Source organism: Polaribacter reichenbachii, from assembly GCF_001975665.1.
GTDB lineage: Bacteria > Bacteroidota > Bacteroidia > Flavobacteriales > Flavobacteriaceae > Polaribacter > Polaribacter reichenbachii.
The window spans coordinates 3,061,830-3,086,357 of record NZ_CP019419.1 but is presented as its reverse complement, the minus strand read 5'-3'; the positions used below and the strand labels follow the sequence as shown (position 1 = coordinate 3,086,357).

Annotated in this window: 21 protein-coding genes; 13 read left to right on the top strand and 8 right to left on the bottom strand. The window is 28.5% G+C overall.

The window, feature by feature from the left end; all coding sequences use genetic code 11:
- Window position 1: 1 nt before the first annotated feature.
- On the bottom strand, window positions 2-646 hold the full coding sequence (locus BW723_RS18065) for a DUF4331 family protein (RefSeq protein ID WP_068360188.1): 645 nt from the start codon (window positions 644-646) through the stop codon (window positions 2-4).
- Window positions 647-837: 191 nt separating this feature from the next.
- On the opposite strand from BW723_RS18065, the gene BW723_RS13140 reads away from it, so the two are divergent.
- From BW723_RS13140 to BW723_RS13110, 7 genes are all read left to right on the top strand, one after another.
- Window positions 838-1,665 carry an ion transporter gene (locus BW723_RS13140; protein WP_068360190.1) on the top strand — a complete coding sequence of 276 codons (828 nt, stop codon included), beginning with the start codon at window positions 838-840 and terminating at the stop codon, window positions 1,663-1,665.
- A complete protein-coding gene (gene miaA / locus BW723_RS13135; protein ID WP_068360191.1) occupies window positions 1,662-2,585 on the top strand; it encodes a tRNA (adenosine(37)-N6)-dimethylallyltransferase MiaA in 924 nt (307 codons plus the stop codon). Before BW723_RS13140 ends, miaA begins: the two co-directional genes overlap by 4 nt.
- Window positions 2,575-3,837 (top strand): DUF2254 domain-containing protein, encoded by a 1,263-nt coding sequence (locus BW723_RS13130; RefSeq protein WP_068360198.1) that lies wholly within the window; start codon window positions 2,575-2,577, stop codon window positions 3,835-3,837. The genes miaA and BW723_RS13130 overlap by 11 nt, the downstream gene beginning before the upstream one ends.
- Before the next feature lie 86 nt (window positions 3,838-3,923).
- Window positions 3,924-4,442 carry an OmpH/Skp family outer membrane protein gene (locus BW723_RS13125; RefSeq protein ID WP_175335408.1) on the top strand — a complete coding sequence of 173 codons (519 nt, stop codon included), beginning with the start codon at window positions 3,924-3,926 and terminating at the stop codon, window positions 4,440-4,442.
- A gap of 97 nt (window positions 4,443-4,539) precedes the next feature.
- A complete protein-coding gene (locus BW723_RS13120; RefSeq protein WP_068360207.1) occupies window positions 4,540-5,124 on the top strand; it encodes a Crp/Fnr family transcriptional regulator in 585 nt (194 codons plus the stop codon).
- Between the two features lie 73 nt (window positions 5,125-5,197).
- Window positions 5,198-5,998, top strand: a complete 801-nt coding sequence (locus tag BW723_RS13115) for a type 1 glutamine amidotransferase domain-containing protein (RefSeq protein WP_068360209.1) — start codon at window positions 5,198-5,200, stop codon at window positions 5,996-5,998.
- 211 nt (window positions 5,999-6,209) lie between these two features.
- Entirely contained in the window at window positions 6,210-6,938 is a 729-nt protein-coding gene (locus BW723_RS13110; protein ID WP_068360211.1) for a siderophore-interacting protein, read from the top strand.
- Window position 6,939: 1 nt separating this feature from the next.
- Here BW723_RS13110 and BW723_RS13105 read toward each other — a convergent pair whose 3' ends face one another.
- The 3 genes from BW723_RS13105 to BW723_RS13095 all read right to left on the bottom strand — a co-directional run bounded on the left by BW723_RS13105 (window position 6,940) and on the right by BW723_RS13095 (window position 9,510).
- On the bottom strand, window positions 6,940-7,269 hold the full coding sequence (locus BW723_RS13105; protein WP_139059104.1) for a hypothetical protein: 330 nt from the start codon (window positions 7,267-7,269) through the stop codon (window positions 6,940-6,942).
- A complete protein-coding gene (locus tag BW723_RS13100; RefSeq protein WP_068360215.1) occupies window positions 7,269-8,114 on the bottom strand; it encodes a sulfurtransferase in 846 nt (281 codons plus the stop codon). The genes BW723_RS13105 and BW723_RS13100 overlap by 1 nt, the downstream gene beginning before the upstream one ends.
- Before the next feature lie 70 nt (window positions 8,115-8,184).
- A complete protein-coding gene (locus BW723_RS13095) occupies window positions 8,185-9,510 on the bottom strand; it encodes a dicarboxylate/amino acid:cation symporter (protein WP_068360216.1) in 1,326 nt (441 codons plus the stop codon).
- A 124-nt stretch (window positions 9,511-9,634) separates the two neighbouring features.
- Between BW723_RS13095 and BW723_RS13090 the strand changes: the two genes are divergently transcribed.
- Window positions 9,635-10,276, top strand: coding sequence for a DUF937 domain-containing protein (locus tag BW723_RS13090; protein ID WP_068360220.1), 642 nt, complete (start codon window positions 9,635-9,637; stop codon window positions 10,274-10,276).
- Window positions 10,277-10,380: 104 nt separating this feature from the next.
- On the opposite strand, the gene bshA is transcribed toward BW723_RS13090, so the two are convergent.
- Window positions 10,381-11,514, bottom strand: coding sequence for an N-acetyl-alpha-D-glucosaminyl L-malate synthase BshA (bshA, locus tag BW723_RS13085; RefSeq protein WP_068360224.1), 1,134 nt, complete (start codon window positions 11,512-11,514; stop codon window positions 10,381-10,383).
- 128 nt (window positions 11,515-11,642) lie between these two features.
- Entirely contained in the window at window positions 11,643-12,488 is an 846-nt protein-coding gene (locus tag BW723_RS13080; protein WP_068360227.1) for a transketolase, read from the bottom strand.
- A 323-nt stretch (window positions 12,489-12,811) separates the two neighbouring features.
- Here BW723_RS13080 and BW723_RS13075 point away from each other — a divergent pair, with 323 nt between their 5' ends.
- Complete coding sequence (locus BW723_RS13075; protein WP_068360231.1) at window positions 12,812-14,494, top strand: helix-turn-helix domain-containing protein; 1,683 nt, start codon at window positions 12,812-12,814, stop codon at window positions 14,492-14,494.
- Here the strand turns inward: BW723_RS13075 and BW723_RS13070 are convergent.
- Window positions 14,491-15,750: an asparagine synthetase B gene (locus BW723_RS13070; protein WP_175335409.1), complete on the bottom strand. Its 1,260-nt coding sequence runs from the start codon at window positions 15,748-15,750 to the stop codon at window positions 14,491-14,493. The genes BW723_RS13075 and BW723_RS13070 overlap by 4 nt on opposite strands.
- Window positions 15,751-15,821: 71 nt before the next feature.
- Window positions 15,822-17,339 carry a replicative DNA helicase gene (gene dnaB, locus BW723_RS13065; protein WP_068360235.1) on the bottom strand — a complete coding sequence of 506 codons (1,518 nt, stop codon included), beginning with the start codon at window positions 17,337-17,339 and terminating at the stop codon, window positions 15,822-15,824.
- A gap of 198 nt (window positions 17,340-17,537) precedes the next feature.
- On the opposite strand from dnaB, the gene BW723_RS13060 reads away from it, so the two are divergent.
- The 4 genes from BW723_RS13060 (at window position 17,538) to BW723_RS13045 (ending at window position 24,511) form a co-directional block, all read left to right on the top strand.
- Window positions 17,538-18,554 (top strand): DUF3810 domain-containing protein, encoded by a 1,017-nt coding sequence (locus tag BW723_RS13060; protein ID WP_226789166.1) that lies wholly within the window; start codon window positions 17,538-17,540, stop codon window positions 18,552-18,554.
- Window positions 18,555-18,796: 242 nt separating this feature from the next.
- A complete protein-coding gene (locus tag BW723_RS13055) occupies window positions 18,797-21,760 on the top strand; it encodes an amidohydrolase family protein (protein WP_175335410.1) in 2,964 nt (987 codons plus the stop codon).
- A gap of 5 nt (window positions 21,761-21,765) precedes the next feature.
- Complete coding sequence (locus BW723_RS13050) at window positions 21,766-23,061, top strand: amidohydrolase family protein (RefSeq protein WP_068360659.1); 1,296 nt, start codon at window positions 21,766-21,768, stop codon at window positions 23,059-23,061.
- A gap of 655 nt (window positions 23,062-23,716) precedes the next feature.
- Complete coding sequence (locus BW723_RS13045; protein WP_068360249.1) at window positions 23,717-24,511, top strand: TrmH family RNA methyltransferase; 795 nt, start codon at window positions 23,717-23,719, stop codon at window positions 24,509-24,511.
- The last annotated feature ends 17 nt before the right edge of the window (window positions 24,512-24,528 follow it).

Here is a 24,528-nt window from a genome sequence, read left to right as displayed (position 1 = left end):
ATTATTGTTTAGATTTTGCTTCTACCCAAGTATTAATTGTACCAGAACCACCTATTTCACTTTTAGGCACTTCTACAACTATAGACATTACGTTTGTACCTGCAAAAGTATCTGAACCAGGACTGTTGAATCCAGTTGCATTACCACCTATAATTTCTCCATATTGTGCAAAATCCATAAAGAAAGGATCATCTCTTGGTCCTGCAAAAAATTTCATCCCATTTTGGTTCGCAACAATTGCAGAAGAAGATGAAATTGCTACTTCAGATTTTGTTGCCATTTCATTAATTGTACTATTTAATCCTGTTGTTGTTGGTGAATATGGGCCAAAGAAATACATTTTACCATCTCTTGGAATAGCTTGTATCACTAAATCCTCTACTTTATCATCATTAGTATCAATATTAAATTCTACCATAACATTTTCACTAAAAGAAGCTGCAGTAGTTGCTGAAGGGCTTAATAATCCTTGCACATTTGCAACAAATACTAAATTGTTACTATCTTCTCCTTCAAAAGCATAAAAGTCTGTAATGTCTGCTGATGATCCGCTTACTGCAGGAGCATCAATATGATCTGCTGCAATTGTAATTAAACCGATAATCGCTGCGAAAACGGTTACTACTAAAATTTTTGTTTTTTTCATTGTGTGAGTTTTTAAGTTATATTAATTGAATCTCACATATACATACGAGGTAATTGTAAGTACGGTTTTAAAAAAGTTTGTTTTTTTTCAAAAAAAAATCAAATTCCTTGTAAACAAAGAGAAAAATGAGGTAAAAAAAATTATAAATCCACTAAATATTTGTAGTATTGTATTAGAAATTTAAATAAAATTTGAAGAAATCTACTAAAAAAGCATCCTGGAAATTTCGACTTCATGAAATAATTTATGAGGCAGATACACCCAAAGGAAAACTATTTGACGTTATTTTACTAGTTGCCATTATTGCTAGTATTATATTGGTTATGCTAGAAAGTGTAGAAAATTTTGATGCTAAATACCATAATGCCTTATATGTTGGCGAATGGATTATTACCATTTTATTTAGTTTTGAGTATATTTTAAGAATAATTTCTATTAAAAAACCTTTTAAATATATTTTTAGTTTTTACGGTATTATCGATTTTTTATCTACCATACCAATTTACATATCTTTTATTTTTGCTGGCTCACAAGGTTTAGTGGCTTTAAGAGCATTACGATTGTTAAGAGTTTTTAGAATCTTAAAATTAGCAAGATATATAGGTGCATCTAACAAATTACTTTTAGCATTAAAAGCAAGTAGAGCTAAAATTGCAGTTTTTTTATTTTTTGTTTTAATTGTTTGTATTATTTTAGGAACAGTAATGTATATGATAGAAGGTGCAGAAAATGGTTTTACTAACATCCCAAAAAGTATTTATTGGGCAATAGTTACGCTTACTACAGTTGGTTTTGGAGATATTGCACCACAAACTCCCTTAGGACAATTAATTGCAAGTGTAATTATGATTTTAGGGTATTCTATTATTGCAATACCCACAGGAATTGTAAGTTCTGAAATGACAAAAACCGCTAACGAACATCATACAAATACACAATCTTGCCCAAATTGTTTAAAAGATAATCATAAAGAAAATGCCACTTTTTGTTATAATTGTGGTAGTATTTTAAACGAATGATACAACACAAAAACACCTTAATTACAATTGTTGGGCCAACAGCAATTGGTAAAACTGCTTTAAGTATAAAATTGGCAAATCATTTTAAAAGTGATATTATTTCTTGCGATTCTAGACAGTTTTATAAAGAAATGACCATTGGAACAGCAGTACCAGAACCTGAAGAACTAGCAGCAGCAAATCATCATTTTATACAAAATAGAAGTATTTTTAATGATTATAATGTGGGGCAATTCGAAAGAGATGCTTTAGCCAAATTAGATGATTTGTTTATTGAAAACTCTGTGCAAATTATGGTTGGTGGTAGTGGTTTATATGTAGATGCTGTTTTAAAAGGTCTAGATTATTTTCCTGAAGTTGATAAACAAATCAGAATAGATTTAACCAAAGAACTAGAAGAAAAAGGAATTGAATCTTTACAAGAAAAATTAAAGGATTTAGATATTGAAACTTACAATACTATTGCAATCGAGAATCCTCATAGAATAATGAGAGCTTTAGAAATTTGTATTGGTACAAATACACCCTACTCTACTTTTAAAAACAAACCTAAAGAATCAAGAAATTTTAATAGTATAAAAGTAGGTTTAACAGCAAATAGAGAAATTATTTATAGCAGAATTAACCAAAGAGTAGATTTAATGATTAAAAACGGTTTGTTAGAAGAAGCCAAAGAATTATTTGAATATAAAAATTTAAATGCATTACAAACTGTAGGTTATAGAGAGTTATTTTCTTATTTTGATGATGATTTTACCAAAGAATTTGCCATTTCTGAAATCAAAAAAAATACTAGACGTTTTGCAAAAAGACAAATAACTTGGTTTAAAAAAGATGAAAAAACTTTATGGTTCGATTACAAAACGGATAGCAACCAAATCATAAAAACTATAGAAGAAAACATTATTAATGAAGGATAAATTTTTACAGATATTTAGAAAAATATATCATTTAAAAGATAAAATAGCTTTCTTTCCTACAATTATATCTATTGCAGGTGCACTATTTGCTTATCTAATGATGTTTGCCGAAAATAAAGGTATTTCTAAATATTTGGTTGATTTTTTACCAGGTTTGGTTATCAATAATATAGAAACTGCAAGAGTAATTTTAAGTTCATTTATTGGAGGTTTAATATCTATAATGGTGTTTAGCTTTTCTATGGTAATGATTTTATTAAATCAAGCTTCAAGTAATTTTTCTCCTAGATTGTTGCCTGGTTTAATTTCTAATAGAAAACATCAGATAATTTTAGGTATTTATTTAGCTACCATTTTATACTGCATATTTATTTTGGTTTTTATAGAACCTACAGGCAGTAAATACCAAGTTCCTGGTTTTTCTGTGTTACTGAGTATTGTTTTTATGGTATGTTCTTTAGGTGCCTTTATTTATTTTATTCATTCTATTTCTCAAGAAATACAGATAGAATTTATAATGAATAGAATTGGTACAAAAGCTAAGAAAAAACTAGAAAAACTTCTTGAACTCGAAGAGAATGAAGAATTTGAGTTTTCAGATAGTTCTAACTGGAAATCATTTAAGGTAAAAGAAACAAATTATTTTCAAGATGTTTCTTTAAACATTCTTAAAAAAGTAGCTTTAGATAACGATTGCAAACTTCACGTAATTTCTAAAAAAGGTTCACTTTGTTTTAAAGATGAAATTTTATTTAAAACCGAAAAAGATTTAGACGAAAAAACAATCGAAAAAATATATAAAGCCTTCGATTTTTCTAATGAAGAATTTATAGAAGATAATTATTTAATTGCATTTAAACACTTAAAAGAAATTGCATTAAAAGCAATGTCTCCAGGAATAAATGATCCTGGAACAGCAAGTTACGCTATTGACTATTTGCACGAACTCTTTAAATTAAGAATACAAAAACAAGAAAATGATTTTATTTTTCACGAAAATAATTGCATTATTCTTTTAGATATTATAACCTTTAAAGATTTGATTTACAAAGTCATGGCGTCTTTAAGAAATTACACAAAACACGATGTAATTATCGTAAAAAAATTGCTTCAATTTCTAAAAGATTTAAAAAACTATACTTCTGATAAAGAGAAATTACAAATTATTGACACTGAAATAGAAAACCTTTTAAAAGATGCAAAATCATCTATTAGCAACAATTATGATTACGATAAACTATCAGAAATCTAAATAAATAAATTTTAACGTTTTTTATTAAAATCTCATTTTCATAAATCATTCGCTTTTATATCTTTGTTTCTCACAAAATTAAAATTATGAAATTAAAAATTACAGTTCTTTTTATTGCCTTTATTAGTACTTTATCTATTGCTCAAACCAAAACTGGTACAATAAATAGCGATTATATTATAAATATAATGCCAGAAGCAAAAATTGTTATTAAAAAGACACAAGAGTATGGTACAAAACTAGATTCATCTTTTTCAATTAAAATGAAAGAGTTCCAAGATAAAGTTGCAGATTATAAAGAAAAAGAGAAAGAAATGGGTGATTTAATGAAAAAAACAGTTCTTAAAGAACTATCTGGTTTAGAGCAAAATATAAACCAATATCAAGCAAATGGTAAAAAATTAATGCAGTTAAAACAAAACGAATTAATGAGACCTTTGTATAAAAAATTAAGCGACGCTATTAAAGTAGTTGTAAAAGAAAATGGTTACACTCATATTTTAACAGTTGCAGGTAATGAGTTTGCGTATGTAGATGAAAAATATGACATCACTAAATTAGTTATGGCTAAATTAGGTGTTAAAGAACCAGAAGTAAAAGAATAATTTATTTTTTAAACGATATTTGAAAGTCTCATTTTTATGAGACTTTTTTTATTTTTATATTATAATGATATTCTCTTCAAAAACACACACATATCGTATGACACTTAATACATCAATACTATCAAAAATTTTTAAAGATGTTTCTTTTTCTTCGGATGAAAAAAAGAGTATTGAAATTAAGTTAGAGAAACTTACTTTAAAAAAAGGGACAACAATTCTAAAAGCGGGGGATACAGTTTTTAATCAATATTATGTTTTTGATGGATGTTTAAGAACTTATTATATAGATAATTCTGGTAAAGAACACACTTTACAATTTGCCATAAACGATTGGTGGATTAGCGATTACACCGCATTTTTTACCACTACAAAAGCAATAATGTATATAGAAACTATACAAGATGCTACTTTGTATAAAATATCGAAAGAGCACATGGAAATTTTGTACAGAGAGATTCCTCAATTAGAAACCTTTTTCAGAAAAAAAATGGAAAGAGCTTTTACAAGTTTTCAAAAAAGAATTTTGGCAACTTTATCGCAATCAGCCAAAGAAAGATACCTTTCATTTATAACTACTTACCCTAATATAGAGCAGAATGTAAAAAACTTTCATATTGCTTCTTATTTAGGAATAACTACAGAAAGTTTAAGTAGAATTAGAAAAGAAATAGCGCATAATTAATTTATTACCATACATCAATTTTTAGTGTTTCGTTTGTTAATACTTTTGTTCTATCAAAACAAAATGATTAAAAATGAAAAAAATATCAGCAATAATTATTGCCATAGTTTTATTATCTGCTTGTGCAAAAAACACAAAAGAAAATAAATCTGTTGATGAAAACTTAAGTAATAACACAGAAAAAAGCACTAAAATGAAAAACGTATTATTTGTATTAACTAGTCACGATGAATTAGGTACAACAGGAGAAAAAACAGGATTTTGGATAGAAGAATTCGCTGCACCATATTATTTATTAAAAGATAAAGGTATTGCAATTACAATTGCTTCTCCTAAAGGTGGGCAACCTCCAATTGATCCTAAAAGTAATGAACCAGATTTTCAAACTCCTGCAACTGTAAGATTTAATAATGATGCAGAAACAAAAGAAATCCTATCGAAAACTGTAAAATTAGAAAATATAAATCAAGAAGATTTTGATGCAGTATTTTATCCAGGTGGACACGGACCTTTATGGGATTTAGCTGAAGATAAAAATTCAATTAGCTTAATAGAAAGTTTTTACAACAACAATAAAACTGTTGCTGCTGTTTGTCACGCTCCTGCAATTTTTAAAAATACTAAAAAAGCAGATGGTAGTTTTTTAGTTGATGGTAAAAAAGTAACTGGATTTACAAACACTGAAGAAGAAGCTGTACAATTAACAACTGTAGTTCCGTTTTTAGTAGAAGATATGCTTAAAGAAAATGGCGGAATCTACTCTAAAAAAGCAGATTGGAATGCTTATGCAGTAGAAGATGGTTTATTAATTACAGGTCAAAATCCTGCTTCTTCAGAACTAGTTGCAGAACTTTTATTAGAAAGATTAAAGTAGAAACATTTTAATTCTAATCATATTATTAAAGTCTCATATTCTATATATGAGGCTTTTTTACGTGTTAAAGATGTTAATTCTTTTGATTAGTTTATTTTAAAATCAGAATTTAGTTCAATAATATTTTAACACAAAAGGTAGGGAAATTGAAAAATTTAAAGGATTAATGAAATAGATTAAATCAAATTTCCTATCTATTAATAGTTTTAAAATGAGTTTATTAGAAAATATATTAAAAAAAGTAGTTTTGGATGAAGCTATTATTCATCAAAAAGAAAAAATAACTCCTTCAGTTTATAAAATTAAACTTAAAAGTGAGAGTTTTAAGAAAATAGATTTTACACCTGGTTATTTTTTACGTTTAGGTATTGGCATTGGTAATGATGAGTTATCAATGAAAGATAAAGTAAGAAGTTACAGTGTTTGGGATATTGATAAAAGCAATGGAACTTTAGATTTAGCAATAGCAACAGAAAGTAATGGAATTGGTTCTAAATGGGTTGCAAATTGTAAAGAAAATGAAACTGTTTATTTTAAATGGAAAAAAGGTAACTTTTTAATTGATAATTCTGCGGATAGTTATTTAATGATTGGAGATTTGTCTGCTTTATCTCACTTATATATTTTAAGCAGATATTTACCCAAAGAAAAACAAGTGGAAAGTTTAATTTATAGTGAAAATTTAAACCATCTATTTGCAGATATAAATAATAATAAACCATTTAATTTTCATTCTTTAAAACAAAATAGTATTGATGATATTCTAATAATTATCAAACAAATTGTACCTAAAATGAAAGGCAACAAAATGGTTTATATTGCTGGAGATAGTAGAGTCTGTATTGCTTTAAATCAATATTTTAGAAAAGAATTAAACTGGAACACAAAAAATATTAAAACTAAACCTTTCTGGAATCCAAAGAAAAAAGGATTAGAATAAACTAATCGATAATTTTCTTTAAAATATTAAATACTTTTTTCTCGATAACATCTACAGAACCATCAGCAAAAAAGACGTTTTTAATATCTCTAATTAAATCGTCTTTTTCGTTTTGAGTAAATTTATTTTCTGATAAATATTGTTGAATTTTATTCAAGTTATGCTCATCAGAATCAACAACAACTTCTGTGTGAATTTTATGATATGTAGTTTTATCTACTCTAGATAAAATGTATTTTTCTTCTTCTTCTGACTCAAAAAAATTGCAATGTGCAGCATACAAAAGCACATAAGCTTCAAATTCCTTTTTTGTCCAATCTAAGTTTTTCATTATTTTTCTATTGGTAAATCTTTTGTAGAACCCCATTCTGTCCAAGAGCCATCATAAACAGCGTGATTTTTATAACCTGCAATTTCTGCTCCTAAAGCTAAAACCGAAGCTGTTATTCCTGTTCCACAAGAAAATATAAATTCTTTATTCTCTGGATTTATTGTTTTAAAAATTGATTTTAATTCTGATTCCGATTTTAGTTTTCCATTCAATAATACATCAGAAAAAGGCAAACTCACAGAATTTGGTATATGACCACCTTTAACATCTGCTCTTGGTTCTGAAGCAGTCGCATAAAATCTTCCTTTAGACCTTGCATCAGCAATTAAAAGATTTTTATTGTTGATCGCAGCCAAAACATCTTCAGTAAACTTTACTTTTTCAGGTTGATAATCAGCAGAAAAATCACCTTTTTTAAACTGATGATTCATAGGTTTTTCTGTTGGATATTCTTTCAATTTCCATTCAGGAAAACCACCATCCAAAACTGCAATATTTGTAAAACCCATTAATTGAAATAACCACCAAACTCTGGGTGATGAATAAATCCCTAAATCATCATAAACTACAATACAACTATCTTTGTTTATACCTAAATTTTGCGCTTTTTCTTCAAATTCTTTTGCTGATAAAACTGTGTTTGGAAAAGGAGCATTTACATCAGAAAAAACCTTTTTAATATCAAAAAAAATAGCATTTTCAATTTGATATTTTTCTTCTATTTCAGTCTCTTTTTTAGCAGTTACTTTTGGTAAAGTTGCATCTAAAACAATTAGTTTTTCATCATTTAAATGATGAAATAACCAATCTACAGAAACTAAAGGTTTATCTATTTTTAAAGACATAATTTATAAAAAAGACTTTATTAAATCTCAGTTTAACACTACTTAATCAATTAATAAAAAGTAATATTTATTATTTTACAGCATCGTAATTATCATCCCAATTTTTAGGTTTAGGATCGTGTAATTTGTCTAAAGATTTTGCAACAATCATAGAAACAGTAGCATCACCAGTAACATTTACAGTAGTTCTGCACATATCTAAAGGTCTATCTACAGCAAAAATTAATGCCAAACCAATTGGTAATAATTCAGCAGGAAAACCAATAGATTCTAATACAATTACTAGCATTACCATACCAGCACTTGGCACAGCTGCAGAACCAATTGAAGCTAATAATGCAGTTGCTACAATAATTAATTGATTAGAAAACGTTAAGCCTTCTGGCCAAATTACTTGCATAATAAAAACAGCTGCAATGGCTTGGTATAAACTTGTACCATCCATATTTATAGTGGCACCAACAGGTAATACAAAACCAGAAACTTCTTTATCTACACCTAAATGTTCTTCTACCCTTTCCATAGTTACTGGTAATGTTGCAGCACTAGAACTTGTAGAAAATGCTAATAATTGCGCAGGGCTAATTTGTTTTAAAAACCAAATAGGCGATTTTTTGGTGTATACACTTATTAAAAGTAAATAGAAACCAATCATTAAAACTAATCCACCAACTACACAAAGTGCGTAAACTAATAGTTTTAATAAAATTTCGGTATCATCGAAAGCAATAATAACATTTGCTAACAATGCAAAAACTGCATAAGGTGCAAAAAGCATAATTAAATCTACCATTTTCATAACAACTTCATTCAAAGAATCGAAAAAGTTCATTAATGGTTTTGCTTTTTTTTCTGGTATTAATAATAAAGAGATACCAACAAAAAGTGCAAAAAAGATAATTTGTAACATTTTAGCATCACCTAAAGAAGTAAAGATATTACTTGGAAAAATATCTACTAATGCTTGTAAAGGTCCTGCATCATTTTGTGCAGATGCCTTTGTAAGTTTATCTACAACTCCAGAAGAAGTTTCGTATTTAACTTTAATTTTTTCTATAGTATCTTGAGACATACCTGCCCCTGGTTTTACCACATTTACAATTCCCAAACCAATAATAATGGCAACCAGTGTGGTCATCATATAAATTACCATTGTTCTAAGACCCATTTTTTTAATTTTAGAAATATCTTTTAAGTCTGATATTCCTTTAATTAAAGAGGCTAAAATAAGTGGTACTGCAATTAATTTTAAAAGATTGATAAAAATAGTTCCAAAAGGTTTAATCCAATCTGTTACAAAATCTTTACCACCATCAACAGAATTCATAACAAAACCAAAAATGATTCCTAATACCATTCCAATTAAAATCTTCCAATGTAAAGCGAGTTTCTTCATTAAGTTGTTTAAAAATTAAAAAATAAGCTGAAAGATAAAAAAATATTTAAAAATAAAGTGACTTTATTATTATATTGTGTCATATTTTTAGTGAACTGATTAATTAATTATTAAAAACATAAAAATGGCAGGAATATTAGATTTATTAAATAGTGATTTAGGAAAGCAGATTGTATCAGGTGTAGCAGGCTCTACAGGTAACGATTCTAACAAAACAAGTAGTGTTTTAACTATGGGATTACCTGTGTTAATGAAGGCTATGGAAAGAAATGCTGCAACTCCAGAAGGTGCAGAAGGATTAATGGGAGCTTTGGCAAATAAACACGATGGAAGTATTTTAGACAACCTAGGTAGTTTATTTGGTGGTGGTGGTGTAGATGAAAGTGTTAAACAAGATGGAGCAGGAATTTTAGGGCATATCTTAGGAGCTAAACAAAATGGTGTTGAGCAAGTAATTGGACAAAAAGCAGGTATTGATGCTGGTTCTGTAGGTAACATTTTAAAAGTTGCTGCTCCAATTTTAATGGGTGTTTTAGGTAAACAAAAGAAAGAACAAAATGTAAGTTCTTCTGGAGATTTAACAGGCCTTTTAGGAGGTTTATTAGGTGGTAGTTCTGCTTCTAATGATCAAAGCTTTCTTGAAAAAGTTTTAGATGCTGATGGTGATGGTAGTGTTGTTGATGACGTTGCTGGTATGCTTTTAGGTGGTAGTAACAAACAATCTGGTGGAATTGGTGGAATGCTAGGAGGTCTTTTCGGAAAATAAGAAAATTGCTTGTAAGAAGAAAAAATGTAGATGGGATGTTGAAGTGAAAAGAAAAGTGAAGTAAAAAACTCAAAATCATTGATTTTGAGTTTTTTTATGCTTTATTAAACCTCGCTTTTATAACAAGACTTATAAATATCTTCATAAACTGGTAGTATATTTTGTAAAGAAAAACGCTTGGTAAATTCTCTTGCGTTTAACTTAAAACACTCTAAAATATCATCATCTTTTAAAATAGAAATCGCATTTTTAGCCATATCTTCTACATCACCTAAATTACTTAAAAAACCTGTTTCTCCATGTAAATTTACTTCTGGTAAACCTCCTGTATTTGTAGAAATAACTGCATTTTTTGCAGCCATTGCTTCTAAAGCAGCCAAACCAAAACTTTCTGTTTCCGATGGTAATAAAAACACATCTGAATAACATAAAATTTTATCGATTTCTGTACTATTTCCTAGAAAGAATACTTTATTTCTTATTCCTAGTTTTTTAGTTAAGAGTTCTGCTTTTTTTCTTTCTGGCCCTTCACCAATCATTAATAATTTAGCAGGTATTTCTTTTTGTACCTCATAAAAAACCTTAATTACATCTTCTACCCTTTTTACTGGTCTAAAATTACTTATATGAGTTAAAATTCTCTCATTGGGTTGTGCTAAAGCTCCTCTTTGGCATTCATCATCTTCTGCTTTGCTATATTTTTCTATATCAATAAAATTATAAACAACTTGTATTTTTTTATTGATATTAAAAAGTTCGTTTGTCGTTTCTTTTAAATTATTAGAAACTGCAGTAACTACATCAGAATTATTAATGCTAAACTCAACTGCCGTTTTATAAGTAGGATGACTCCCCACTAAAGTTATATCTGTTCCATGCAAAGTGGTAACAACTTTTACATAAATTCCTTTTTCTTTTAGCATTTGTTTTGCCATATATGCTGCATATGCATGCGGAATTGCATAGTGTACGTGTAAAACTTCTAAATCGTATTTTTTAACAACCTCTACCATTTTTGTTGATAGCGCTAACTCATAAGGTTGATATTGAAATAAAGGATATTCTTCTACTAAAACTCTATGAAAATGTAATTTATGCGATAAATAATCTAAACGAACTGGTTGATTATAAGTTATAAAATGAACCTCATGACCTTTATCTGCCAAAGCCATTCCTAACTCTGTTGCCACTACTCCACTTCCTCCAAAAGTTGGATAACAAACAATACCTATTTTCATTTATTTTATTTTGATAAGAAAGTCGTAAATATAAGTCTAATATTACAGTTCGTTTCTAAATGATTTCATAAAAAAAGCTTCTCAAATAATTTGAAAAGCTTTTTAAATATTTAAAAACTTAGTTTTTTTTAATAATCTCCCAAAGTTGCAGGGTTCTGAGCCAAAGCATTCTCTAACTGCTCATCACTTGGTGCTTTACCATGCCATGCATGCGTATGCATCATAAAGTCTACTCCATTACCCATCATTGTTTCTAATAAAATACAAACTGGTTTTCCTTTACCTGTTAATGCTTTTGCTTCTGCTAAACCTGCTAAAATAGCATCAATATCATTACCTTCTTTAACTTCTATTACATCCCAACCAAAGGCTTCAAATTTTGCTTTAATGCTTCCCATGGGTAAAACATCATCTGTAGCACCGTCAATTTGTTTTCCGTTTAAATCGATAGTTGCAATTAAATTATCAACTTTTTTAGCTGATGCATACATAATTGCTTCCCAGTTTTGCCCTTCTTGTAACTCACCATCACCATGTAAAGAATAAATTAATTTATCATCTCCATTTAACTTTTTTGCTTCTGCAGCACCTAAAGCTACAGACATTCCTTGTCCTAAAGAACCAGAAGCAATTCTAATACCTTCTAAACCTTCGTGTGTAGTTGGGTGGCCTTGTAAACGAGAGTCTATTAATCTAAAAGTATTTAGTTCTTCTACAGGAAAAAAGCCACTATGTGCCAAAACACTATAATAAACAGGAGAAATATGACCATTAGATAGAAAAAATAAATCTTCGTTTTTACCATCCATTGTAAAATCTGTAGAATAATCCATTACTTCTTGATACAAACAAGTAAAAAACTCAGCACAGCCTAAAGAACCTCCTGGATGACCAGAATTTACTTTATGAACCATTCTTAATATATCTCTACGTACTTGTTGTGTAAAATCTTTTAATTCTTGAGTATTTGGCATATTGTGTATTGTTTATTGATGGCAAAAGTAATTTTTTTAGTTTCAATTAACAAAACAATTTTGATTTAGTAATAAAAAAAGAAAAGAGTTTTGTTAATATCTTTTTCACAGTTATTTTCCCAAAAGAAAAAATTAAAATTGTTAATTTTTCTTAATTAAGAACAAAACTCTTTTTCTGTATTCAAATCTCTTATTTTAAGACAGAACAAAAAACATAGTATGGTCTATATTTATGAATTTCGGCTTTTAAAAAAAAGTATAAAGCCTTTTATATATCTAGCTTTTCGACCATAAATGAAAAAAAATATATTATTTTTGTTGCTATGAAAAAAAGTTTAGCTTTTAAGAATATTATTTACTTTATTATTCTTTTTTCTTTATCCCTCAATTCACAAAATTCTAATTTTTCTGAACTAGATTCGACTTACGAATATCTTTCTGAAAAATATTATGAGTATAAATTCACAGACACTATAAAAGCAAAAAATTACGCAGATAGATTTTTACAAAAAGCAACTTTAGAAAATGATACTATTTATAAGATTATTGGGTATGAATTTTTAGGAGAAATCCTAAAAGATGACACTATCTACTTACAATTTTTAGATAATTTAATTATAGAAACTAGTAAAATGCCTACAAAAATGTTTCCTACTCTTTTATATGTAGATAAAGGGAGACATTATATAATTAATGGGAAAAATAATGAATCTTTAAAGAATTATATTTTAGCCTTAAAATACAGTAATTTATACAGAAATGATAGTTTAAAATATAGGATTAAAGATAGAATAGCCAGTTTAAAATTTGAAAACAAGCAATTTGTTAAAGCTAAAAAAATAAGATTAGAAGTATATAATTTTTATAATAATCAATCTAAATATAGAGAAACAACAGAGTATTGTGCATTATTAATTAATCTTACCAACTCATATATATCTGAAAAAAAATATGACTCTGCTAGAATTTTTAATACTAAAGCAAATAAATATGCCAATATTATAAGAGATAGTATTATGATTGGATATTCTCTTCATGGAAAGGGACATATCTTTTATGCAGAGAAAAAGTACAAAAGTGCAATTAATAGCATTTTGAAATCACTAAAGTGGATTAATAGTGATAGCAACCATAGAAGTTTATCAAATGCCTACTCAAAAATAGCCAAATCATATGCGAAATTAGGGAATCAAGATAAAGCAGTTCTGTATAATTTAAAAATAGATTCTTTATATCAAAAGACAAATGTTACATATAAGTCTCAAAAAAGTAGTTATGCTTTTTTAATTAATTATTACAAGAATAAAAATGAATTATCAAATCAATTATTATATATAGAAAAACTACTAAAAGTTGATAGTATACTAAATACGAGAAGTAAAAAACTTTCTAAAACCTTTACAGAAGAGTATGATATACCTAAATTAAAAGCGGAAAAAGAAGCTGTAATTGGTCAATTAAAAGACAGATCACAAAAAATAATATATTTTTCAATAGCTTTTACTTTTATTATTATTTTGATATTGGCTTATCAAATTAGAAAGCGTATAATATTAAAAAAACGTTTTGAAAAAATCTTAAATTCTAAAAAGGCTAGCTTAAAAAAAATAAATATTATAGAAAAACAAGAATTATTAATACCTAAAGAAATTATAGAAAATATTTTAAATGGTTTAGAAAAGTTTGAAAAAAAGAAAGGATTCACCAATACAAGTCTAACTTTAAATGATTTTGCTATCAAATTAAAGACAAATACAAATTACTTATCTAAAATAATAAATCATTATAAAAATAAAAATTTCTCTAATTACCTAAAGGATTTAAGGATAGCTTATGCCATAGAAATTTTAGATAAAAATGAACTCATAAGAAAATATACCATTAAAGCCATAGCAAACGAAGTAGGTTTTAATACAGCTGAATCATTTGCTAATGCTTTCTATAAAAAAACAGGTTTTAAACCATCATATTACATTAAAGAACTGAATAAAAGAAAAACAGCCTAAGTTTTTTGTTTCTTCTTTTTTGCTGCTGGAAATAACACATTATTCAAAATTAAACGATAACCAGGCGAAGTTGGATGCAAATCTAATTCCGTTTTTGGATCTCCTACTCTATGTGTATAATCTTCTGGGTCATGGCCTCCGTAAAACGTAAACATTCCTTTTCCTTTTGTGCCGTGAATGTATCTTGCTTCTCTGTTCGTTTTATTTTCACCTAAAACCAACACATTAGATTTTACTGTATTTCTATCAAAAGAAGTTGTTTGCCCCATAAAACCTTTTACTAAAATGGTATGATTTTGCGTTAACATTGTTGGTACAGGATCCCATTTTGCAGAAAATTCTATCAAAGAAAAATAGTCTGAAGTTTTTGGTATTCTTCGTTTACGAGTCATATCTATTGAAGAAAACTCATATTTTGTCGGACTTCTTTCTAATTCGAAATTAGTAAAAGCAAAAGTTTTATTGAAATTTATTTTAGATTGATAATTTGGTGTTGTAGCATCACCATCAAACATAGCTTCTGCAATATCTACACCTTCTGCAGACAAAGCAATATCAAAACTATCTGTTGCAGAACACATTGCAAACATAAAACCACCACCAACAACATAATCTCGTATTTTTTTTGCAACAGCTAATTTTTCTTCGGATACTTTGTTGTAACCTAATTCTTTAGCCAATTTTTCTGCATTTTGTTTTCCTTTTACATACCATGGTGCAGCTCTAAAAGAACCATAAAATTTACCATATTGACCTGTAAAATCTTCATGATGTAAATGCAGCCATTCATAAATTAATAACTTATCAGCTAAAACATCTTTATCATAAATAACATCAAAAGGAATTTCTGCATAAGTTAACACCATTGTAACAGCATCATCCCAAGGCATTTTATCCAAAGGTGAATAAACTGCAATTTTAGGTGCTTTCTCTAAAGTTACTGCTTCTTGATTTGATGAAGGTGAAGAAATTTCTTGTAAAATTAATTGCGCTTTTGCATCAGAAACAATTTGATAAGAAACTCCTCTAATTTTACACTCATTTTCTATGGCTTTGTTATTTTCGATTAAAAATGCGCCTCCGTCGTAATTCAATAACCATTTCGATTTTAAACCTGCCTCTAAACCAAAATATACAATTCCATAAGCTTTTAAATGATTTTTCTGATTATCGTGATCCATAGGCACATAAATAAAAGATGCCCAAGTTGAAGTTGAAATTAATAAAACAAAAAATAAAAAATAGTTTTTTCTCATATTAAAAACTAAAATACACAATTACTTTTATGCAATTGTGTATTTCTATAATTTTATAAAATCTTTAATAGTTAAAATGGCACATCATCTCCATCATCACCAAAAGCATCTTTTGGCTCTATTCTTTGATTTATAGTAGTATCATCATCGAAAGGATTGTTCATAGAAGATTGGAATTCTGAACTAAAACCTTCTTCTAAATCTGAGAATTTTGCTAAATGCCCAGTAAATTTTAAACGAATATTATCTAAACCACCATTTCTGTGCTTTGCCACAATAAATTCTCCTTGTCCTTCACAAGGTGTGTGTTCATCATCATCCCATTCTGTCATTCCATAATATTCTGGTCTAAAAATGAAACTTACAATATCTGCATCTTGCTCAATGGCTCCAGATTCACGTAAATCTGATAAAAGTGGTCTTTTAGATCCTCCACGTGTTTCTACTGCCCTAGATAACTGAGATAATGCAATTACTGGCACAGACAATTCTTTTGCTAAGGCTTTTAAGTTTCTAGAAATCATCGAGATTTCTTGTTCACGATTTCCTCCTGCTTTTCCTCCAGCAGTCATTAATTGTAAATAATCAATTACTAAAATTCTAACATTGTGTTGCGATACCAAACGTCTTGCTTTTGCACGTAAATCGAATACAGAAAGAGATGGAGTATCATCTATAAAAATTGGCGCATCAGATAAACGTTTTACTTTAACATTTAATTGTTCCCATTCATGAGGTTCTAAATTACCTTTCCTTAATTTTTCTGATGTTAAACCTGTTTCAGAAGAAATCATACGTGTTATTAACTGAACGGAAGACATTTCCAAAGAAAAAACAGCAACTCCATGATTAAAGTCTATAGCCATATTTTTTGCCATAGAAATTACAAATGCAGTTTTCCCCATACCTGGTCTTGCTGCAATAATTACTAAATCTGAAGGTTGCCAACCAGAAGTTAAGGCATCTAATTTTGTAAAACCAGTAGCTAAACCAGACATACCTTCTTGGTTACCAATTTCTTGAATTTTCTGTAAAGCTTGTTTTACAAGTGAACCTGCATCTTCTGAACTTTTCTTTAAGTTACCTTGAGTAACTTCAAAAAGTTTGGCCTCAGCATCATCTAATAAATCAAAAACATCTGAACCTTCATCATATGCATTTTCAATAATTTCACTTGAAATAGAAATTAATCTTCGTTGTATAAATTTTTGTAAAATAATTCTAGCATGGAATTCAATATGCGCAGAAGAAGCTACTTTTTGAGTAAGTTTAATTAGATAAAAATCGCCACCAACAAATTCTAATTTTCCATTTTTCTTTAATAAATTAGATACTGTTAAGATATCAATTGGTTCAGAATTTTGAAACAATTCATAAATTGCTGCATATATTTCTTGATGTTTAGTTTCATAAAAAGCTTCTGCACTTAACACATCAATTACATCATCAATCCCTTTTTTATCAATCATCATTGCACCCAAAACAGCTTCTTCTAATTCTACTGCCTGTGGTGGAATTTTACCTTTTTCAAGGCTAATGATTTTGGATTTATCAATCTTTTTTCCTGCTATCGTGTTCGTTTTTTCCATTATCACAAATGTACTTTTTTAGGTTGATGTTAACCATAAATATTAAACTTTAATTTGTTGACAATTATTGTAAACAAAATTGTTATTATCTTGTTAATAACCAGTCAACTTCTATTTTGATTTCCTATTTTTACGCTAATGAAATGGAATAGGAAACACATTTTTTTAGCGATATTACTACCTATACAAATGCTTTTGATGCAAATTGCAGGCAAAAATCCTGCTTTTATAGAAAGTTATTATTCAAACGGATTTTACCCATACATTTCATCATTTTTTAGAATACTTTTGGGTTGGATTCCTTTTTCTGTTGGTGATTTACTAATTGCATTTGCACTCTTTATTTTACTACGCTTTTTATTTTTATTGATCAAAACAAAGTTTAAAAATTTTGTTCCTAAAATAGTTCATTTTATTGCAGTTTTATCCGTAATTTATTTTTGTTTTTATCTTTTCTGGGGATTAAATTATTACAGAGAACCTTTGGCAAAAAACTTAAATTATCAGCAGCAAAAATATACTACAGATCAACTTACAAAAGTTACCAAACATATTATTGAGAAACTTAATTATTATCAATTTAAAATTACAAAAAACGATACTTTAAAAGTTAATAATCCTTATCAACCACAAGAAATATATAAAATGGCAGTTTCTGGATATGATAATTTAGCAAAAGATTTTCCGCAGTTAAAATATCAATTTTCATCAGTAAAAAGTTCATCTATGAGTTTACTGCAAACTTATAATGGTACTTCTGGTTATCTAAATCCGTTAACTGGAGAAGCTCAATTAAATGATAAAATTCCGAAATCGAGTTACCCAACCACAACTTGTCATGAAATGGCGCATCAAATTGGTTTTGCTGCAGAAAATGAAGCTAATTTTGTTGGTTTTTTAGCCGCTAATTATAATGACGATATTTACTTTAAATATGCTAGTTATAGAATGGCTTTTGGATACTGTATTTCAGAAATTAGAAAACGAAATCCTGATTTATCCAAAGAACTTTGGCAAACTGTACATAAAGGTATTGCCAAAGATTTTAACTATAGTTATTTGTTTTGGCAAGCCTATAAAAATCCTTTTGAGCCACTTGTTAAAAAAGGTTATAATGCTTATTTAAAAGCAAATAAACAAGCCAAAGGTGTAGCTTCTTATAATTATGTGGTAGATTTATTAATCTCTTATTTTGAAGACTCTAATAAAGTATAGTTGTATTTTTTGATAAAAATAATTAAAATTTTAATTGTATTTAATCCTTTTAATATGGATATTAATTATCAAAAAATCAGTTCTCCTCAATAACAATTTCTTTGCTAAAAAGCTGAATTAAAAAAACATACACTTCTTGACGTCTTAACCTTTTCTTAAAAATTTGTTAAAAATAGTATCCTTTAACATTTTACAAAATGCTTATCAATAAATTTATAGTTAATTCAAATAATTTAACACACATGAAAAAACTATTATCCTTACTCTTTTTCTTGTCGCTTTCGGTCATACAGGCACAAGATTACTTCCCAACAGATGCTGGAGTAAAAACAACCGAAAACACAACTTATGCATTTACCAATGCAACCATTTATGTAACTCCTACAGAAGTTATAAAAAAAGGTACTTTATTAATTAAAGATGGTAAAGTAGTTGCTGTTGGTAAGTCTGTTAAAATTCCAAATGGCACACAAACAACAGATTTAGAAGGCAAAACAATTTATCCTTCTTTTATTGATATTTATTCTGATTTCGGAATAAAAGCTCCAAAAAGACAAAGAGGTAGATTTGGTACTGCACAATATGCTTCTGAAAGAGAAGGTTATTATTGGAACGACCATATTAGACCAGAAACAGACCCTATAGATGAGTTTAAATTCGATTCAAAAAAAGCAAAAGGATTTATTGATGCAGGTTTTGGAGTAGTAAACACTCATTTACAAGATGGTATTGTTCGTGGAAATGGTTTACTGGTTGCTTTAAACCCTAACTCCACAAATGCTTACAGAATTTTAGATACTAAATCTGCACAATATTTATCTTTTCAAAAAAGTGCAAAATCTAAACAAATGTATCCTAGTTCTAGAATGGGTGCAATGGCTTTATTACGCCAAGTTTATAATGATGCAGATTGGTATGCAAAAGGTAATATGAAAAATAAAGATTTGGCTTTAGAAGCTTTTAATGAGAATAAGAATCTTGTACAAATCTTTGAAACTGGTAACCATTTAGATGCTGTAAGAGCAGATAAAGTTGGAGATGAATTCTCTGTACAATATACAATTGTTGGTTCTGGAGATGAATACGAACGTGTTGCAGACATAAAAGCTACTAATGCAAATTTTATTATTCCAATAAATTTTAGTGTTGCTTATGATGTTTCTAATCCGCTTTTAGCAGAACAAATTTCTTTACAAGATATGCGTAAATGGAATCAAGAGCCATCAAATTTAAGTGTACTTGCTAAAAATGGAGTAAATTTCGCTTTAACTACACATAAATTAAAATCAGTTAAATCTTTTCATAAAAATTTACAAAAAGCAATTAAATATGGTTTTGATAAAGAAAAAGCCTTAGCTGCTTTAACTACAATTCCTGCAAATATTATTGGTAATTCTGCTATCGGAAATTTAAAAAGGGGTAGTTATGCAAACTTTATAATTACCTCTGGTGATGTTTTTGACGCTAAAACTACAATGTATGAAAACTGGGTACAAGGTGATAAAAATGTAATTAATGATATGAATATCAAAGACATTACAGGTACTTATATGCTTTCTGTTAATGATAAAAATTACGATTTAACCATTTCTGGTAAAGGAGCTAAACAGTCTGGAACTATTAAAATAGGAGAAGAAAAAGTAAACGCTAAGTTTTCTTTTAAAGATGATTGGGTTGCTATTACCTTAAATGAAAAAAGTGGTTACACTAGAATGATGGGTAAAATTGTAAATCCATCTAACGTAATGCAAGGTACTGCTTACGATACTCAAGGAAATGAGACTACTTGGTCTGCAAGTAAAAAAGTAATAAAAGAAAGTAAGAAAAAAGGTGAAAAGAAAAAGAAATCTCATGAGGCTGTTACAGTAATGCCTGTTAGTTATCCTAATATTGGTTTTGGAAACTTTACACAACCAAAATCAGAAACACTTTTAATTAAAAACACAACTGTTTGGACCAGTGAAGCTGAAGGAATTCTAGAAAATACAGATGTTTTATTAGTTGATGGTAAAATATCTAAAATTGGTAAAAACTTAAAATCTAGTAAAGCAACTGTTATTGATGGTACAGGTAAACATTTAACTGCTGGTATTGTAGATGAGCATTCTCATATTGCAGCATCTGCTATTAATGAAGGTGCACAAAACTCATCAGCAGAAGTTACTATAGAAGATGTTGTAGATCCTACAGACATCAATATTTATAGAAATATTTCAGGTGGTACAACATCTGCTCAGATTTTACACGGTTCTGCAAATCCTATTGGTGGTCGTTCTGCAATCATCAAACTAAAATGGGGAGAAAATGCAGAGTCTATGATTTATGAGGATACTCCTAAATTTATAAAATTTGCTTTGGGTGAAAACGTAAAACAATCTAGAAGTAGAAATGGTACTCGTTTTCCACAAACAAGAATGGGTGTTGAGCAAATGTTTATCGACTATTTTACAAGAGCAAAAGAATACGATGCTTTAAAGAAAAGTGGTAAACCTTATAGAAAAGATGATGAAATGGAAACTTTAGCCGAAATTTTAAACGGAGAGCGTTTTATTTCTTGCCATTCTTATGTACAATCAGAAATTAATATGTTAATGAAAGTTGCAGACAAATTCGATTTTACTATAAACACTTTTACACACATTTTAGAAGGATATAAAGTTGCTGATAAAATGGCAGAACATGGAGTTGGTGGTTCTACTTTTTCTGATTGGTGGGCTTATAAATACGAAGTTAACGATGCAATACCTTACAATGCTGCAATTATGCACAATGCTGGTGTTACTGTTGCTATAAATTCTGATGATAGAGAAATGTCTCGTCGTTTAAATCAAGAAGCTGCTAAAACCATTAAATATGGAGGAATGTCTGAATTAGAAGCTTGGAAAACAGTTACTATTAATCCTGCAAAATTATTACATATAGATGATAAAGTAGGTAGTATTAAAGTAGGTAAAGATGCTGATGTTGTTTTATGGAACAATCATCCTATGTCTATTTACGCTAAAGTAGAAAAAACAATTATCGACGGAAAAGTATTCTTTGATAGAGCTGAAGATGCTAAAAAACGTGAAGCAATTAAAGAAGAAAAAAGTATTTTAATTAAGATGATGTTAAAAGAAAAAACAAGTGGTGGTCAAACTAAGGCTCCAATGAAAAGAGGTGATAGAGATTTTCACTGTGATACTTTAGAAGAACATAAAAACTAGAAATGATGAAAAAAATAATATATAGTTTACTATTTTTCTTTGTATTAGGAAACGTAAACGCACAACAAACACCTGCAGATAATCAAAGTACAGCTATTTCTATAGAAGGTGCAACTGCACATTTAGGTAATGGTAAAGTAATTGAAAACTCGTTAATAATGTTTAATGATGGTAAAATTACTTTTGTAGGTTCTGCAATGATGAAAATTGCAAGACAAGGAACAGTTATAAAAGCAGAAGGTAAACACGTTTACCCAGGTTTTATAGCAGCAAACTCAACTTTAGGTTTAGTAGAAATTGATGCTGTAAAAGCAAGTGATGATCAAAGAGAAATTGGTATTTCTAATCCGCATATTAGAAGTTTAATTGCATACAATGCCGAAAGTAAAGTTGTTGAGTCTATGAGACCAAATGGAGTTTTAATGGCACAAATTACACCAAGAGGTGGTACAATTTCTGGTACTTCTTCTATTGTACAATTAGATGCTTGGAACTGGGAAGATGCTGCTCTTAAAGTAGATGATGCAATTCATATGAATTGGCCTGGTAGTTTTACAAGTGGTAGATGGTGGCTAGGAGAAGATCCTGCATTAAAACCTAATCCTAAATATGCTGCTAGCACTAGTAAAATTAAAGATTATTTTACTGATGCTAAAACTTATTTAGCTGGTAAAAAAGAGAAAATGCATTTGCCATATCAAGCAATGGAAGGTCTTTTTAATGGTTCTCAAAAATTATTCATCCACGTTAGTGGAGCAAGAGAAATTACAGATGCTATAACAATTGCAAAAGCATCTGGAATTAATAATATTGTTATTGTTCGTGGTGAAGGTTCTGAAAGTGTAACAGATTTGTTAGTTAAAAATAACATTCCTGTTGTTTTGAATAGACCACACAGAAATCCAAATTCAGAAGATGATGCTTACGATTATACGTATACCATTGCAAAAACCTTAACTGATAAAGGAGTAATAGTAAGTATTGGTATGGAAGGGCAAATGGAACGTATGAATACTAGAAATCTTCCTTTTTATGCAGGTACTTTTTCTGCTCACGGTTTAGATAAAGAAGTTGCTTTGCAATTAATAACATCTAACTCAGCTAAAGTTTTAGGTATAGATGATACAACAGGTACTTTAGAAGTTGGTAAAGACGCTACATTATTTATTTCTGAAGGTGATGCTTTAGATATGAGAAGCAACCAACTAACAAAAGCATATATACAAGGTAGAGATATTAGTTTAGAATCTCATCAAACAAAACTATGGAAACGTTATTCTAATAAATACAAAACTGAATAGTAATTCAATTCTTTCATACATCAAAAAGGCTCGCATATGCGAGCCTTTTTTTCTAAACAAATTAAATTTTACTTTTCTTTCATAACAACCTTCCTTAAATTATGCAAAACAAAACTTGATTGGCTACTACACTTCAAATATCAAATTAAATTTACTTTCAAACAATACCTACTTATAGGTATATTTACAAAAGTGAAGGCGTTGTAATTTATTTTTTTTTGAACCATTGCCAACTAGAAAATTTCCAGCTTATCAATTTAGCATAATCATCTAAATCCACTCCTCCTCCATTCTATGCTTTACAAAATTTCACAAAACCTATATTTACTATTTATGATCTTGTTATACCTTCTATATAAAGGCTTTTAACCTTGTTTACTCTAACATATACAGATTTTACATCGCTTATTAATTGCCCAAAAAAGTAACTTCCTAATCTGTTTGTTTATAATATAATGAAACATTGTTATCTGTTTCATAAAATTTATGACCATCAACATTCTGTGTACTTAAACTAATTGAAAATAATACAAAAACTAACATTAATAAGTAATTTTATTTTTTTTCATAATGAAAGTTTTTTAGTTAAAATCATTACATACATAATTTAAATAACAACTCAAAAACAACACTACAATTGGGTATATTTGCATTAATGAAAGAAATTACCAGCATTCAAAACTCTTATGTTAAAAACCTAATAAAACTTCAAGAGAAATCTAGAGAACGTAAAAAACAAGGTTTATTTATCGTTGAAGGAAAACGCGAAATTACACTAGCAATCGAATCTAATTATAGTTTTGACACCATTCTTTTTGATGAAGATATTATATCAGAAAAAGAAATTTTAACTTTATTTAATTCGAATATTAATCGAATTAAAATATCAAAAGAAGTTTATCAAAAATTAGCATATAGAGATTCTACAGAAGGTATTATAGCTGTAACTAATTCTAAAAATTTTTCTTTGGATAATATTGAATTCAAAAATAAAAACCCTTTAATTTTAGTTGCAGAAAGTATAGAAAAACCAGGTAATATTGGTGCTTTGTTAAGAACGGCAGATGCTGCTAATATTGATGCTGTTTTTATTGCAGATCCAAAAAGCGATTTGTACAACTCAAATATAATTCGCTCTAGTGTTGGTTGTTTATTTACAAATCAAATTGCAACAGGAACATCCGAAGAAATTATAAGTTATTTACAAGATAATCAAATTGATATTTATGCTGCTACCTTGCAGAATTCTAACGAATATCATCAAGAAAATTATACAAAAGCTTCGGCAATTGTGGTAGGTACAGAAGCAACTGGATTATCAGAAATTTGGAGAGAAAAAGCTACTCAAAACATAAATATACCAATGCAAGGTAAAATCGATTCTATGAATGTTTCAGTTGCAGCAGCAATTGTTATATTTGAAGCTAAAAGGCAAAGAAAGTTTAAATAAAATCTAACAATTCAGCT

Excerpts from the sequence above, each read along its gene's own strand:
- BW723_RS18065 (WP_068360188.1), bottom strand. The coding sequence starts at position 646 with ATGAAAAAAACAAAAATTTTAGTAGTAACCGTTTTCGCAGCGATTATC.
- miaA (WP_068360191.1), top strand. The coding sequence starts at position 1,662 with ATGATACAACACAAAAACACCTTAATTACAATTGTTGGGCCAACAGCA.
- BW723_RS13130 (WP_068360198.1), top strand. The coding sequence starts at position 2,575 with ATGAAGGATAAATTTTTACAGATATTTAGAAAAATATATCATTTAAAA.
- BW723_RS13125 (WP_175335408.1), top strand. The coding sequence starts at position 3,924 with ATGAAATTAAAAATTACAGTTCTTTTTATTGCCTTTATTAGTACTTTA.
- BW723_RS13120 (WP_068360207.1), top strand. The coding sequence starts at position 4,540 with ATGACACTTAATACATCAATACTATCAAAAATTTTTAAAGATGTTTCT.
- BW723_RS13115 (WP_068360209.1), top strand. The coding sequence starts at position 5,198 with ATGAAAAAAATATCAGCAATAATTATTGCCATAGTTTTATTATCTGCT.
- BW723_RS13110 (WP_068360211.1), top strand. The coding sequence starts at position 6,210 with ATGAGTTTATTAGAAAATATATTAAAAAAAGTAGTTTTGGATGAAGCT.
- BW723_RS13105 (WP_139059104.1), bottom strand. The coding sequence starts at position 7,269 with ATGAAAAACTTAGATTGGACAAAAAAGGAATTTGAAGCTTATGTGCTT.
- BW723_RS13100 (WP_068360215.1), bottom strand. The coding sequence starts at position 8,114 with ATGTCTTTAAAAATAGATAAACCTTTAGTTTCTGTAGATTGGTTATTT.
- BW723_RS13095 (WP_068360216.1), bottom strand. The coding sequence starts at position 9,510 with ATGAAGAAACTCGCTTTACATTGGAAGATTTTAATTGGAATGGTATTA.
- BW723_RS13090 (WP_068360220.1), top strand. The coding sequence starts at position 9,635 with ATGGCAGGAATATTAGATTTATTAAATAGTGATTTAGGAAAGCAGATT.
- bshA (WP_068360224.1), bottom strand. The coding sequence starts at position 11,514 with ATGAAAATAGGTATTGTTTGTTATCCAACTTTTGGAGGAAGTGGAGTA.
- BW723_RS13080 (WP_068360227.1), bottom strand. The coding sequence starts at position 12,488 with ATGCCAAATACTCAAGAATTAAAAGATTTTACACAACAAGTACGTAGA.
- BW723_RS13075 (WP_068360231.1), top strand. The coding sequence starts at position 12,812 with ATGAAAAAAAGTTTAGCTTTTAAGAATATTATTTACTTTATTATTCTT.
- BW723_RS13070 (WP_175335409.1), bottom strand. The coding sequence starts at position 15,750 with ATGAGAAAAAACTATTTTTTATTTTTTGTTTTATTAATTTCAACTTCA.
- dnaB (WP_068360235.1), bottom strand. The coding sequence starts at position 17,339 with ATGGAAAAAACGAACACGATAGCAGGAAAAAAGATTGATAAATCCAAA.
- BW723_RS13060 (WP_226789166.1), top strand. The coding sequence starts at position 17,538 with ATGCAAATTGCAGGCAAAAATCCTGCTTTTATAGAAAGTTATTATTCA.
- BW723_RS13055 (WP_175335410.1), top strand. The coding sequence starts at position 18,797 with ATGAAAAAACTATTATCCTTACTCTTTTTCTTGTCGCTTTCGGTCATA.
- BW723_RS13050 (WP_068360659.1), top strand. The coding sequence starts at position 21,766 with ATGAAAAAAATAATATATAGTTTACTATTTTTCTTTGTATTAGGAAAC.
- BW723_RS13045 (WP_068360249.1), top strand. The coding sequence starts at position 23,717 with ATGAAAGAAATTACCAGCATTCAAAACTCTTATGTTAAAAACCTAATA.